Raw genomic sequence first — 14,270 nt, forward strand, 5'->3', positions numbered from 1 at the left:
CGATCAGGCATTGGCTCAGGACTTCCTCGAGATCATCGCCGCGCCATTGCGTTACCCGGCCGGCCAGCTGACCGACGTCGAGCTCATGGACATCCGCAGACTCAAGGCGCGCGTGGAGGCCGAACGACTGCCCCGAGGCGTACGCCGCGAACGGCATCTCAAGCTCGGCAAGGGCGGCCTGTCCGACGTGGAGTGGACCGTGCAGCTGCTGCAGTTGCAGAACGCGCACGAGCACCCCGAACTGCAGGTTGTCTCCACGCTGCCGGCGCTCGACGCACTCGAACGGCTCGAAAAGATCAATGCCGATGATGCCGCCACGCTGCGCAAGGCATGGACCATGGCCACGAACGCGCGCAACGCGAACTACCTGTGGTCCGGCCGTGCCAACCGTGCCGACGTACTGCCCGACGATGCCTATTCGCTGGGCGGCATCGCCGCCGTGCTCAAGCGTCCCGCCCACCGCGGACAAGACTTCGAGAACGAGCTGCTTGGCGTAATGCGCCGCTGCCGCGAAGTCACCGATCGCCTCTTCTACGGCAAGGAAGGCGAGTAGGGAAGCAGTATCCTGATTGGATTCGTTCGATCAGCAAACATGCTGAATCGGCGATAGTGGAGACAGTGATGGATCTGGGCATAAGCGGATCATGAGGAGCGTGTTTTCGACCTCTTTATGATCCGCTTACACCCAGTTACAGTTCAATTACGATTCTCCTAGACAGGGGACGGATTCCCACGAGCCGTAACTGCCTACTCCGCCAGTGAACCCACCAGATCAGCGATGTCATCATCCCCACACTTGCGCAAGCGGTCATGGCCTTGTCGCTCATGAGTCTCCCTTTCCGTACGGTGCTTCGTACGTTGTGATTCAACAATGCCTCCCGGTAGTGTGCCATTCGCGAATCGGCGGGATTGCGATTCCGGCGGTTTTGATTCTTTTGATATTTTTGATATCGAGACGAATCAAGGTTGATACATGTGGAAAGGAACGGCATGAGATCCAAGGAAAACCCGTTCAAGCCCACGGCGGGAGGGGAGCCGCCGCTGCTCATCGGACGTAAGCGAATCATCCGCGATTTCGAAAAGGGCCTTGACAACAGCGTGGGAGCTCCAGGACGCATCATGCTGATCACGGGAGCCCGAGGAACCGGAAAGACGGTGATGCTCACCGTATTCGGAGACAGGGCGCGCGCTCGCAAATGGGACGTCATCGAGGAGACGGCTTCGGAAGGATTGTGCGAGCGTCTGGTCAATGAACTACGTGCCAGGGATACGGCATTGGACCGGCTCAGCATCCGCCCGTCATTGAGCTTCGCCGGAGTCGGAGTCAGTTTGGGCGAAGCCGAGCTTTCCCCGAAACGCATGCCGGAGACCCTGCGCAAGGCGATGGCGGAGCGACTGGTTTCGCTGGAGAAGCATCATGCCGGTCTGCTCATTTCGATCGATGAGACGCAGGCCGCGGACCGTTCCGACATGATTGCCATAGCCACGGCGATACAGCACCAGATTCGTGAACGTCGCAACATCGCCATCGTGTTTGCCGGACTGCCGCAGATGGTCTCCGACCTGTTCAACGACGAGGTGATCGCGTTCCTGCGCCGGGCGAAGACGAACGTACTCACCGACATTCCGGTCGACGAGGTGCGGGCGGCGTTCGAGACGACATTCGAGGCGTCAGGCATGGCCATTACCGGAGAACAGCTTCAGACCGCAGCTCGGGCGACCGAAGGATACCCGTACATGATCCAGTTGGTTGGATACCACATCTGGGATGCTGCAGACCTGCGTGATTCCGACGTCATCTCCGACCGGGATGTCAGCGATGGCCTGGCCGAGGCGCGCAAGGACCTTGACAACGCCGTCTGCATTCCGGAGCTGCACGGACTGTCCAGGCGGGACAGGGAGTATCTGGAGGCGATGGCCCAATCCGATGGTCCCGTCGCCACCGCGGAGGTTGCCGAACGCATGGGCAAAAGCGCGAACTATGCCGCCACCTACCGCAAGCGCCTTCTTGACGCCTACGTGATCCGTGAGACCGAACGTGGCGAGGTTGATTTCGCCGTGCCGTTCCTTCGCGAATATCTGCGTCGCACCGCGGCGTGATTGCCACGACGATGATTCGGGATGTACTGAAACTCTCACGTTACGACGCTGATTGGTTCAGCCCGCTGCTGCGCATGCCGGTGTTGCGGCCGGTGAAGAACTTTACGGTGAGCTATTCTCGGGTGGAGTAGGGGATAGGAGGCTTTTTCGGTGTTGGAGCCCTCCCTCTGTCCCTGGCGATCGCCAGGGACATCTCCCTCCCTTGGAGGGAGAACCAAACCAAGGGAGGGGGCTTACAGCACGGCGTCGGCCTGCATGAGGTAGACGTTCTGGCGCATCATCTTCGCCTGGGCGCGGGTGATCTCGTCTTCGTCAAGCATCTCGCGGATCGTCTCCAGCTCCAGACGGAACGTCTGCGTACGAATGTCGGCCACGCCCTGACGAGACGGCAGCGTCTGCAGGCTCACCAGCGACGACGTCTTGGTGTGCAGACTGCTCAGCGCGGCACGGTACTCGCCGATCAGACGGGCGATGATCTCCGCGTTCTCCACGTCGGTGAGCACCTCCTTCTGCAGGTGCGCGATCGTCGCCTTGAACAGTTCGATCTGAATGGCGCGCATCATGTCCACCTTGCTGGAGCTCAGACCGGGCGCCACGCGTGCGATGGCCGCCCATGCGCGACGCATGAGGATCGCGAGCTGACGGCGCGGCTTGGCCTGACGGATCTGAATATGATGACCATCCGGGCCGGCCATATGATTCAGCGACGTGTTCAGACGGCTCAGCAGCTCCTCGGCCGCCTCCTCCTTCTCGGGATGCTCCTCGATCAGATTGTTCAGCCACACGCGCTCCCACTCCAGCGTGGTCATACGCACCTTCTGCTCGCGCTTGACCGTCTCTTGCGGCACGGCCAGCTTCACGCGGTCGATGCGTTCGCCGTACGAGTGCATCACGGCGCGGACCTCGGCGTGCGTGTCGGGGGTGTCGAGCTCGGCGATCTTGGTGAGCGTGCGGCGCAGCATCTCCACGTTCACGCGTGCGTACTCCTCGCCTTGCGCGTCGTCGTCTTTGGGGGCGAGCAGCGGCAGCACGACGTTGGCCAGTACCAGCGAGACGACGATGTAGCCGGAGATGATGAACAGCAGGGCGCTGCGCAGCGGGATGTGCGTGGCCTCGTCGATGCCGTAGGGGAGCGTGAACGCCAGGGCGAGCGAGATGGTGCCCTTCGGACCGCCGAACGTCATCACCGCGGCGCTGTGCCAACGGTCCTTGGTCATCTTGCGGCGCTTGCCGGTGGTCGCGTCCTTGGTCACGCGCAGCATGCCTGCCATCCACGCGAATCGCAGCACCAGCGACACCACGGTGAGCACCACCACGGCGGTCACCAGCATGCGGCTGCTCACGGCCGCGTTCTCCCAGCTGGAACGCATGGCGATGGGCAGTTCGATGCCGAGCAGCACGAACACGGAGCCGTTGAGCGTGAACTCCACGAACTGCCACACCGAGTTGGACACCAGATTCGTGCGGGCGATGTCGCTGCCGAAGCCGTAGCGCTGGAACGTGATGATCAGTCCGGCCGCCACCACGGACAGCACGCCGGAGACGTGCAGATGCTCGGCGGCGGCGTACGCGGTGAACGGGATGAGGATCTCGATGCCGATGCGCAGCGTCATCGTCTCCATGCGGTACCGGCGCAGCAGTAGCACCAGCTGGTTGAACAGGAATCCGATGATCACGCCCACGGTCACGCCGCCGAAGAAACTGGCGGTGATGCCGCTGGCGAACTCGGACATCGAGAACGTGCCGGTGAGCGCGGCGGCGCAGGCGAACTGGAAGCCGACGATGCTGGCCGCGTCATTGAACAGGCTCTCGCCTCTCAGCACGTTGAGCTGGCGGTCGGTGAGCTTGGCCTCCTTGCCCAGCGACGCCACGGCCACGGCGTCGGTCGGTCCCAGCGCGGCGCCGAGCGCCAGGGCGGCGGCCAGCGGCACGGCGGGCCATAGCACGTGCAGGGTCACGCCGGTCACGGCCAGCGACAGCAGCACCAGGCCGATCGCCAATGACAATGACGGGCCGAGGTTCTTCGCCACCTCACGTCTGGGCACGTTGCGGGACTCCAGAAACAGCAGCGGCGCGATGAACAGCACCATGAACAGTTCCGAATCCAGTTCCAGATTCGGCAGGAACGGCGTGAAATACCAGCAGACACCCAGCGCGATCTGAACCAGAGGCGTGGATACGCGTGGTATGAAATGGCTGAGAGCCGAGGAAATCAGAACGGCGATCAGAATCTCCAGTACCAACGTGAGCACAGCCATGGCGAAAAGAATCCCTCTTGTCTCTTCGTAGAGTAAAACCTTATACGTTTCGACTCTAACAGCCTGATGTTTCAAACGTCGGATGAATTCGTCATTGGCTTACGGGAAACGCCGCGTAAACCCAAGCTGAACAACGCGTGTCCGGTTTTCGCGCCAATCGTCCCCGTTACAGCTTAGACTTGATTAGGTCGCGACGATGTTGTGGCCGCCTTGATTCTACGTTTTCAGAAAGGCGTGCGCATGTCATTATCAGCTGCTCAAGCCAGCTCCAATTCATCTCCGAGCAAGGATTTCATCGGCAAAAGCGTGGTTACGCTCGATGATCTGACCACCGAGCAGATCGAACTGCTGCTGCGCAAGGCGCAGTACATCGATGCCAATCGCAAGCTCGTGTCCCACACCTGCGACGGACGCATCATCGCCACATTGTTCTACGAGCCGAGCACCCGCACCCGTCTGAGCTTTGAGACGGCCATGCTGCGTCTGGGCGGTCAGGTGATCGGCTTCGCCGGCGCGCAGCTCGCCTCCGTGAGCAAGGGCGAGTCCATCGCCGACACGCTCAAGACGGTCGAGAACTTCGTCGACGTGATGGCCATCCGACACCCGAAGGAGGGCGCCGCCCTGGTCGCGTCCCACGCCGTGAACATCCCCGTGATCAACGCGGGCGACGGCGGCCACATGCACCCCACGCAGACGCTGGCCGACCTGTGCACCCTGCAGTCGCGCTTCGGCCGCATCAACAACCTCACCGTCGGCCTGTGCGGCGATCTGACCTTCGGTCGTACCGTCCACTCGCTCATCGAGACGCTGTGCCGCTTCGGCAACGTCAACTTCGTGCTCATCAGCCCCGACGAGCTGAAGACCCCGCAGTACGTGATCGACCGCATCAACGCGACCGACAACTGCACGTACGTGGAGGTCAAGGACCTGGTCTCCGTGATCGGCGACCTCGACGTGCTGTACATGACCCGCGTGCAGCAGGAGCGCTTCTTCAACGAGGACGACTACCTGCGTCTGCGCGACACCTACATCCTCGACGAGGACAAGATGCGTCTTGCCAAGAAGGACATGGCCGTGCTGCACCCGCTGCCGCGCGTCAACGAGATCTCCGTGGACGTGGACAACGATCCGCGCGCCGCATACTTCGAACAGGTGAAGAACGGCATGCTCATGCGCATGGCCCTGGAGTGCTCGGTGCTGGGCGACGAACTGCCCGGCTTCGACCCCGACGGAATCGACGCAGTCAACACGAAGGAGGTGGCCGCCTGATGGAGGTGACCAGCATTAGCGAAGGCATCATCATCGACCACGTACCGGCCGGCACGGCGCTCAAGGTGCTCAACTATCTCAACATCGATCCGGCGACCACCCGTCTGGCGCTGATCATGAACGCCACGAGCCACCAGTACGAGTCGAAGGACATCATCAAGATCGAGGGCGACGTGGACATCGATCTCGACGTGCTCGGCCTCGTGGCACGTCAGGCCACCGTGGACGTGGTGCATGGCGGACGCATCGTGGAGAAGCTTTCCCCGACGCTGCCCGAACACGTGACCAACGTGATCACCTGCGTGAACCCGCGCTGCGTCACCACCATCGAGCGCGGCATCAAGCAGCGCTTCCATCTGTCCAATTCGGAGCGCGTGGAATACCGCTGCGACTACTGCGACGAGGAAGCCAAGCTCTGAGAAGACCGTTCGACTCCGTCGCGCCATACCGAACCCCGAGCGGGGTGGCAGGCGCGACGGAGTCGTTCCGATCATGAGGACGATCACCGAAGACGACCGACTATTGTTCGACCGACTACTGTTCGACTGACGACCACCAAGGAAAGGGACGACGTATGATCACCCTGCGCGACATCACGGTGTGGGACACCGGCGAGACCATCGACCTGACGATTCCCGAGGGCACGGCGATGCCCGACGGCGACTATGACGCCACGGGGCTCACGCTCGCCCCCGGATTCGCCGATCCGCACGTCCACTTCCGCGATCCGGGCCAGACCTACAAGGAGTCCATGGTCTCCGGATGCGAGGCGGCGGCCTCCGGCGGCTACACCGACGTGCTCATCATGCCGAACACCGTGCCCGCCATGGACGGCGAGACCCTTGCCGACCCCGAGGCGCCCGGCGCCCGCGAAGTGCTCGACGCGGGATGCGACAACGTCATCGACTACCTGCAGCACTACGAGTCCATCCACAAGGTCGACCTGCCGGTGCGCTACGACCTGTGCGTGTGCGCGTCGAAGGGCCGCGTCGGCCACGAGGCCACCGAGCTCGACCACTGGCGCCGCTACATGCCCGGCCAGGACGACGAGTCCAAGGACCGCTATCAGCTGGCCCACCCGGTCACCGCGATCAGCGACGACGGCTCGGCCGTGACCCCGCAGATCCTCGACGACGTGCTCGCCATGACCCGCGAATCCGGCCTCTACCTGATCGAACACTGCGAACACCACGACACCGGCGCGGTGAACGAAGGCCCCGTCTCCCGCAAGCTCGGCGTGCCCGGCATCCCGGAGGACACCGAACTCAAGGTCGTCGAACGCGACATCGCCAAGGCGCGCGAAACCGGCGTGCACATCCACTTCCAGCACGTGAGCACCGCCATCTCGTTCGACGCGATCCGCAAGGCCAAGGCCGAAGGCCTGCCGATCACCTGCGAGACCGCACCGCACTACCTGGCCCTGTGCGACGAGGCGCTGCTCGAATACGGCACGCTCGCCAAGATGAACCCGCCGCTGCGTTCGGAGGCGGACCGTCAGGCCACCATCGCGGCCATCGCCGACGGCACCGTCGACCTGCTCGCCACCGACCACGCGCCCCACACGCTCGACGAGAAGAAGCTCGGCTTCCTCGAAGCCCCCAACGGCATCATCGGCCTGGAATGCGCGTACGGCGTATGCCACAAGGTGCTCGTCGACGGTGGTCACATCTCCGACAAGCGCCTGATCGAACTCATGAGCGTCGAACCCATGCGCCTCATGGGCCACGAGCCCACCGACGTCACCGCGCTGCTCGACGAACAGAACGGGAACGGAGAGCCCGGCGCCAAGCGCACGCTCGACCTCGGCGCACTCGACACGGCCACGGCCGCCGGCATCGGACTGGCCGTGCTCAACACCGGAGAAGCCTGGACGGTAGACCCCGAACAGTTCCACTCCAAGGCGCGCAACACCCCGTTCGGCGGCTGGCACGTGACCGGACGGCCCCTCGCCACCATCATCGGCACCCGACTCGTCTTCAGCCGTATCGCGCGCTAGACGACCACGCCGCACAGACAAGCACCGCACACACGTAACTGCCACAAGCGTACACAGAACAGACGCACAGAAAGGAACCAAGGAACACCGTGGATCGACTCATTGACGCCATCAGCGCCGCCGACAATCCCAGCGTGGTCGGCCTCGACCCCAAGCCGGCACTGCTGCCCAAGCAGCTGATCGACAACGCCCGCGAGGCGACCATCAGCGAAAGCGAAATGGGCAACCCCATGGGCGCGGAAGCCGCATGGTCCATCAACTTCGCCGCCATGTACCTCAAGTTCAACACGGCGATCATCGACGCCGTCAAGGACATCGTGCCCGCCGTCAAACCCCAGATCGCCATGTACGAGGCGCTCGGCGAAGCCGGACTGTGGATGTACGCCCGCACCTGCAAGTACGCGCAGGACAACGGCCTGTACGTGCTCGGCGACATCAAGCGCGGCGACATCGGATCCACCGCCGAAGCCTACGCCCACCACCTGAGCGGCTTCCCGCTGAAATTCTCCGACGTGGCCGACCCCGACGAGGTCGAAAACGTGGAACGCAACGCCGAAGCCAACGCCGCCGGCATCGACGACGCCGAGGAGAACGGCGACGAATTCCAGTTCGGCTCCGAATGGTACGAGGATGCCGTCACCGTCAACCCGTACCTCGGCACCGACGGCATCACTCCGTTCGTCGACGCTGCCGCCACCCACGACAAGGACATCTTCATCCTCGTACGCACCTCCAACCCGTCCAGCAGCGAGATCCAGGAACTCGAACTGGCAAACGGCGGACGCGTCTACGAGCACGTGGCCGACCTAGTCGAAGGCTGGGGCGCCAACACGATCGGCAGCCACGGCTACTCCCGCACCGGCGCCGTGGTCGGCGCCACCCACCCCGAGGAAGGCGCACGACTGCGCGAACGCATGCCCCATACGTTCTTCCTCGTCCCCGGCTACGGCGCCCAGGGCGGCACCGCCGCCGACGTGGCACGCATGTTCGACGCCAACGGATCCGGCGCCATCGTCAACTCCTCCCGCGGCATCATCGGTGCATGGAAGAAGAACCCCGACTACAACGAGGACCTCAACATCGACGACGCGCTCGCCATCGTGGCGCAGAGCGCCCGCACGGCCGCGCTCGCCATGCGCGAGGACTTGAACTCGGCCCTGAAGGAGGCCCGCCGATGACCACGGACGCGTTCATCCCCACCGTCTCCGCCGCCGACCGGGCGAAGCTGGAGCACAGCGAGGCCCTGGTCGCCTCGGCCGTCAGCCACGGCTGGTTCCCGCCGCGCCACACGGTGGAGATCACCGGCATGCGTGAACTCGACACGAACGTGATGTGCATGACCATCCGCGATCCGTACATCGCGCAGCATGGTCGTCCCGCACAGTTCGTGGACTTCTTCACCCACGACCCCATGCGTCTTATGCCGCGTCCGTTCGGCATCGGCGAGATCAACGGCGACGAGGTGAGCTTCATCTTCGCCGTGGTGGGGGAGGGCACCCGCCAGTTCGCCGCCATGCGCGCCGGCGACGTGATCGACGTGCTCGGCCCGCTCGGCCGCCCGTTCAGGACCAAGGAGGACGCCAACTACGTGCTCGTGGCCGGCGGCCTCGGCGTGCCGCCCGTGATCGCCGCCGCCCAGCACATCGCCGGGCTTGAAGGCTCCCGTTCCACCGCCGTGTTCGGCTACCGGAAGAACCACTTCGCCGACGACATCGTGGCCCGTTATGCGGACACCGTGCACAGCATCGACGAGTCCGAGGGCAATGTGATCACCGTGCTCGACCGCATCGAGGACGAGCTGAAGGCGTCCGACCTGCCGCCAGTCATCCTCTCCTGCGGTCCGATGCCGATGATGAAGGCCATCGCCACGTGGGCCGCCAAGCGCGACATCCCCTGCCAGTTCAGCCTCGAGCAGCGCATGGGATGCGGCTACGGCACCTGCGTGCTGTGCACCACCGACACCGTGGACGGCCGTCTCAAGGTATGCGCCGACGGACCGGTATTCACCCGCGAACAGCTGGGATGGGAGTGATGACGATGAGCGATACGACCCCGATCGACCTGTACGAGCCGTACGAGTGGAAGCACCCCACCGTGGTGGCCGGCGTGCCGTGGAAGAACCCGGTGGGCACCGCCTCCGGAACGTTCCAGTTCGCCGCCGTCCGCTGGTTCTACGACGTCAGCCAGCTCGGCGCCGTGTGCACCAAGGGCGTCTCCCCGGTGCCGTGGGAGGGCAATCCCGGCGTACGCACCGCCGAGGGTCCGGCCAGCAACGTCAACGCCGTGGGCCTGCAGAACCCCGGCGTGGACCATTACCTCGTCGACGACCTGCCCAAGCTCAAGAAGATCGGCGCGAACGTCATCTCCAATGTGGCCGGTCGCTGCGACGACGACTACGCGGAGGTGGTGGCCAAGCTCGCCGACTCCCCGGCCGACATGCTCGAGATCAACGTGAGCTGCCCGAACGTGAGCCACGGCGGCATGAGCGTGGGCACCGACCCCGTTGCGCTGAGCAAGCTCATCACCCGTCTGCGCAAGCTCACCGACAAGCCCATGATCGTCAAGCTCACGCCGAACGTCACCGACATCACTGTGCCGGCCCGCGCCGCCGTCGAGGCGGGCGCCGACGCGCTGAGCCTGATCAACACCATCGTGGGCATGCGCATCAACACCCGCACCGGCAAGCCGATCATCGACCACGTGACCGGCGGCGTGTCCGGTCCGGCCGTGCTGCCGATCGGTCTGGCCCGCGTCTGGCAGGTGCGCACCGCGCTGCCTGACATCCCGATCATCGGCCTCGGCGGCATCGACTCCGGCGAGAAGGCGCTCGAATACCTGTACGCCGGCGCCAACGCCGTGGAGGTGGGCGCGGCCGCGCTGTTCGACCCGATCGCGCCGCTGCGCGTGGCACGCGAGCTCGACGCGCTGCTCGACGAGCGTCCCGAACTCGCCGCCAAGCTCGCCGCCGGCAAGACCTGGCGCTGAGCGCTCACTTCCCGGGACCGTCTCTCAGATTATTCGGACTATTCCGACGCCGACGGGCGGTCCCGGACACACCCAAGGCATCACACGCATCACACAAGGCCACCACAATAAGGAGCATCATGACCAACGTATCCCTCGACCATCGCTTCACCGAGTTCCTGCTCGACTCGCAGGCCCTGAAATTCGGCGAGTTCACCCTCAAGTCCGGCCGCAAGTCCCCGTACTTCATCAACGCCGGCGCGTTCAACGACGGCCGTAAGATCGCCACGCTCGGCGCGTTCTACGCCGAGAAGATCGCCGAAGAGATCAAGGCCGGCAACCTGCCCGCCGACATCGACACCGTGTTCGGCCCCGCCTACAAGGGCATCCCGCTGGGCGTGTCCACCGCGATCGCGCTGACCAGCGCCCACGGCATGGAGATCGGCTACACCTTCGACCGCAAGGAGAAGAAGGACCACGGCGACGGAGGCATGATGGTCGGCACCCAGCTGACCGACGGCATGAAGGTGCTGCTTGTGGACGACGTGATGACCGCCGGCACCGCCGTGCGCGAGGTCATCCCCAAGCTCAAGGCCGAGGCCGACGTCGAAGTGGTGGGTCTGGTGCTGTCCGTGGACCGTATGGAGAAGACCAAGGACTCCGACACCTCCGCAGTCAAGGCGGTCGAGGCCGAATTCGGATTCCCCGTGTTCGCCATCGCCAACGTGCGTGAGATCTTCGAGGCCGGACGCCACATCGCCACCGCCAGCGGCGAACCGTACGTGACCGACGAGATCAAGGCCGCCGCCGACGCCTACCTCGACCAGTACGGCGCCTGAGCGCGCCTCGTCTGAGCACGCCCGAGATCGGACGCGTCGCGTTTCGATCACCTCCGGCATGGCGTGATCGCAGTAGACTGAAAACTGCAGATCACGCTATGCAAAGGAGGATACATGATTGACGACACCACCATCCAGGACCCCGATGAGACGTACGACGATGACGTGTACGACGCCGAGCTTTTCGACGATGACGAGCCGCGCGCCTGCCGTTGCCCGTTCAAGGCGAACAAGGAAATGATCGTCCCCGCGCTGATCACCGGCGCGATCACCGTGGCCAGCATCGCCGTAGGCGTGTGGCTGCAATACGCGATCACCAAGATCGCAGTGAAGGACGCATTCCGCGAAACGCACCTGCGTCGCCGCTAGGCGTGATGGCGTTGAGACGTTCTCCCGTAAGGGTTTCTGCCGGGTGTCCGCCGTGTGGCGGACGCCCGGTTTTTGTGTTTTGGGCACGTTTTGGGCATGTTTTTCTTCGGTGTGTGTTGCGACGGATGCCGAAGACGGTGTGTTGGGTGAGACATTCCTAGATATCTTTTTTCGGGTGAATCCGTGTTTTTCGTGGATGTGTGGTCGGGTTTCCTTCCTTTGTTCTGTCTCGTATGTTTTGTGGATTTTGGCTTGGCCCGCATGTTTCTGACTGATCTACGGATATCGTGGACGGTATGAAATCAACCGATCTTGCACAGCGTAAGCCCGATACTGCCGTGGACACCCTGTATGTGCGCTATGACGGTGAGGCGCTGCGAACCCATGAGATGGACGTGAAGCAGCTTGCGCCGGCGCTGCTGTCGCTTGCGAAGGCGTTCGACATCATGCAGAAGGGTGTGGCGCCGGAAGCTCGCGTGCGACTCAACGCACAGGCGACCCGTGAAGGGTCGTTCACCATTGATCTGCTGCTCCACTTCGTCAACGAGGCGGAGGGGCTGCTCACGGGGGATGATGTGACCGCGGTGCTCAATGCGTCCGGTCTGATGGCCATATACTTCGGTGCCGTGAGGCTTATCAAGCGGTTTGCGCTACATGTCAAGCCGGCGAAGACGGAGGATGCCGGACAGGATGAGAACGGGCTTGATCTTGTGGACATCACCTTCCCTGATGGATCGAGAATGCGTGAGTTGAAGGCATCCGTGGATGCTTTGAGGAATCCGGAGCTCGTGAAGGCCGTCAAGGGGGTCTTTGCTCCGACGTTGGAGGATGGCATCGATCTCGTGCAGTTCCAGTCTGGCACTCGCGATGAGACGGTTAGGACGGAGGAGGCCGATGCCATTTCCCATTATGATCCTGCTGCTAGGGAGAGCAGCGAGGACACGGTGGAGATCGTTATTCAGGCGTTGGATGTGTCCTTCCGTGAGAACGGCAAATGGCGTATCACCGACGGTATCAAGACGCAGTTCGTGACGATTGAGGACGAGCAGTTCAAGAAGCGTGTGCTTGATGGCGATGAAGCCATGCGCGCCAATGATATTTATCGTGTTGATATGCGCGTGGAGAAGTCGTTGGATGAGAATAATCGACTTATGACGCGGTACGTTTCCATCGTCAGGGTTCATGAGCATCGGAGCATCGGCGAGCAGCTGACGTTGTTCTGACATGGTTTTCCGGTCTGCCCGCACGGTATGACGGTGTGCGGGCAGCGTTGCCTTATTCGAGAAAACCCGAACCGGAATCAGTTATTCTGATCCTCAGATCGGTTGGATTGGATGCGATAGCTATTTCAATCATCGACGCCCCGGGACCCGGTTCCGTGTGGCTAGAACTGAATAGATGAGCGGTTCATTGATGATATCGTCGAAGAACGGGATCAAGCAAAGGAGGTATGACCCATGATTTCATATGAGGATGCCTACCAGATCGCCCAGTCGAAAGAGTCATCGCCAGTTGCGTCGGCCAGTAGGATCCCCAATGGCTGGGTATTCGGGTATCGACAGTCACGTGGAGAGGACGGGATTACCATCCCCGGCGGCCCTCACCCTTTGGCTGTATTCGAGGATGGACATGTGCAAATTGTCGCCATTCCGTTCTCTGAAGCATTTGAACTCATGGACAGCATCACCGAAAGGGATCTGCCTCTACCTGATGGGGAGTGATCATGCGCCGTGACCTTGACTTGGTGCGCACGATTCTGAAGACGTGTGCGGATTCACCAGAGCCTGTGGGTGCTCGTGTATTCGTTGATGACACCCATTCGTTCGATCTGGTCGCCTATCACGTGCAGATCATGCAGTCTGCAGGACTGATCGAGGCAAACATCATCCGCACTTTTGACGGGGGCATTGTCCGGGCTGATATCCTATCGCTGACCTGGGAGGGCAACGATTTTTTAGACGCGGTCCGCTCCGACACGATATGGTCGAAAACCAAACAGAAGATAGCCACGACGGTCGGTAGCGTGGCATTCGAATTGGTCAAGACCGTGGCGACTAGATTCGCATCCCAGGCTCTGGGGCTATAGCCATATAACCGTTTTTCTTGTCTGTAACCACCCGCATGGGTGGTTTTTTATACCCGGAACGGGACCCAATCCATTTTCCAAGGAGGAAGTATGGCCGAGGAATCCACCGAATCCTAGCAGTCTGCGGTCGAGTCGAATGGCGAAGTGCAGGTCCCGGAGGTCGATTGGAAGGCGCAGTACGAGGAGACGCTGGCCCACTCTCGTGAGTGGGAGAAGCGTGCGAAGGCCAACAAGAGCGCGGCCGACGAGCTGGAACGGCTCAAGCAGTCGCAGATGAGCGACGCGGAGAAGGCTGCAGCCAAGACCGTGAAACTCCAGAAGAAGCTCGACGTGTTCAAGGCTAAGAAGTAGTCCAACGCATAGCGCTCTCAGGTGACCGAGGAGACCGG

15 protein-coding genes are annotated in these 14,270 nt (G+C 62.5%); 14 read left to right on the top strand and 1 reads right to left on the bottom strand.

From position 1 onward, the window contains the following. Together Tam10B_RS01025 and Tam10B_RS01030 are read left to right on the top strand one after the other, a co-directional pair. Window positions 1–553, top strand: a 553-nt coding sequence (locus Tam10B_RS01025) for a [protein-PII] uridylyltransferase family protein (RefSeq protein ID WP_456297847.1), incomplete at its 5' end; no start/stop codon positions are given. Window positions 554–990: 437 nt separating this feature from the next. Then, window positions 991–2,100 carry an ATP-binding protein gene (locus Tam10B_RS01030; RefSeq protein WP_093959432.1) on the top strand — a complete coding sequence of 370 codons (1,110 nt, stop codon included), beginning with the start codon at window positions 991–993 and terminating at the stop codon, window positions 2,098–2,100. A gap of 233 nt (window positions 2,101–2,333) precedes the next feature. Here the strand turns inward: Tam10B_RS01030 and Tam10B_RS01035 are convergent, their stop codons facing one another. After that, entirely contained in the window at window positions 2,334–4,358 is a 2,025-nt protein-coding gene (locus Tam10B_RS01035; RefSeq protein WP_093959433.1) for a cation:proton antiporter, read from the bottom strand. 240 nt (window positions 4,359–4,598) lie between these two features. Here Tam10B_RS01035 and pyrB point away from each other — a divergent pair, with 240 nt between their 5' ends. From pyrB to Tam10B_RS13435, 12 genes are all read left to right on the top strand, one after another. Then, on the top strand, window positions 4,599–5,627 hold the full coding sequence (gene pyrB, locus Tam10B_RS01040) for an aspartate carbamoyltransferase (protein ID WP_093959434.1): 1,029 nt from the start codon (window positions 4,599–4,601) through the stop codon (window positions 5,625–5,627). After that, window positions 5,627–6,046: an aspartate carbamoyltransferase regulatory subunit gene (locus tag Tam10B_RS01045; RefSeq protein ID WP_093959435.1), complete on the top strand. Its 420-nt coding sequence runs from the start codon at window positions 5,627–5,629 to the stop codon at window positions 6,044–6,046. The genes pyrB and Tam10B_RS01045 overlap by 1 nt, the downstream gene beginning before the upstream one ends. A 155-nt stretch (window positions 6,047–6,201) precedes the next feature. Beyond that, complete coding sequence (locus Tam10B_RS01050) at window positions 6,202–7,623, top strand: dihydroorotase (RefSeq protein WP_093959436.1); 1,422 nt, start codon at window positions 6,202–6,204, stop codon at window positions 7,621–7,623. Window positions 7,624–7,712: 89 nt separating this feature from the next. Further along, window positions 7,713–8,801: an orotidine-5'-phosphate decarboxylase gene (gene pyrF, locus Tam10B_RS01055; RefSeq protein WP_198947492.1), complete on the top strand. Its 1,089-nt coding sequence runs from the start codon at window positions 7,713–7,715 to the stop codon at window positions 8,799–8,801. Then, complete coding sequence (locus tag Tam10B_RS01060) at window positions 8,798–9,655, top strand: dihydroorotate dehydrogenase electron transfer subunit (RefSeq protein ID WP_093959437.1); 858 nt, start codon at window positions 8,798–8,800, stop codon at window positions 9,653–9,655. Before pyrF ends, Tam10B_RS01060 begins: the two co-directional genes overlap by 4 nt. Further along, window positions 9,646–10,608 (top strand): dihydroorotate dehydrogenase, encoded by a 963-nt coding sequence (locus Tam10B_RS01065; RefSeq protein WP_093959438.1) that lies wholly within the window; start codon window positions 9,646–9,648, stop codon window positions 10,606–10,608. Before Tam10B_RS01060 ends, Tam10B_RS01065 begins: the two co-directional genes overlap by 10 nt. Window positions 10,609–10,727: 119 nt before the next feature. Further along, window positions 10,728–11,426 (top strand): orotate phosphoribosyltransferase, encoded by a 699-nt coding sequence (pyrE, locus tag Tam10B_RS01070; RefSeq protein ID WP_093959439.1) that lies wholly within the window; start codon window positions 10,728–10,730, stop codon window positions 11,424–11,426. Window positions 11,427–11,540: 114 nt separating this feature from the next. Further along, window positions 11,541–11,795 carry a hypothetical protein gene (locus Tam10B_RS01075; RefSeq protein WP_093959440.1) on the top strand — a complete coding sequence of 85 codons (255 nt, stop codon included), beginning with the start codon at window positions 11,541–11,543 and terminating at the stop codon, window positions 11,793–11,795. Window positions 11,796–12,091: 296 nt separating this feature from the next. Then, entirely contained in the window at window positions 12,092–13,018 is a 927-nt protein-coding gene (locus Tam10B_RS01080; protein WP_093959441.1) for a hypothetical protein, read from the top strand. A gap of 234 nt (window positions 13,019–13,252) precedes the next feature. Beyond that, window positions 13,253–13,516 (top strand): hypothetical protein, encoded by a 264-nt coding sequence (locus tag Tam10B_RS01085; RefSeq protein WP_093959442.1) that lies wholly within the window; start codon window positions 13,253–13,255, stop codon window positions 13,514–13,516. 2 nt (window positions 13,517–13,518) lie between these two features. After that, window positions 13,519–13,881, top strand: a complete 363-nt coding sequence (locus Tam10B_RS01090; protein WP_093959443.1) for a DUF2513 domain-containing protein — start codon at window positions 13,519–13,521, stop codon at window positions 13,879–13,881. Window positions 13,882–14,025: 144 nt separating this feature from the next. Further along, complete coding sequence (locus tag Tam10B_RS13435) at window positions 14,026–14,232, top strand: hypothetical protein (protein ID WP_233133523.1); 207 nt, start codon at window positions 14,026–14,028, stop codon at window positions 14,230–14,232. The last annotated feature ends 38 nt before the right edge of the window (window positions 14,233–14,270 follow it).

The organism is Bifidobacterium vansinderenii (assembly GCF_002234915.1).
GTDB lineage: Bacteria > Actinomycetota > Actinomycetes > Actinomycetales > Bifidobacteriaceae > Galliscardovia > Galliscardovia vansinderenii.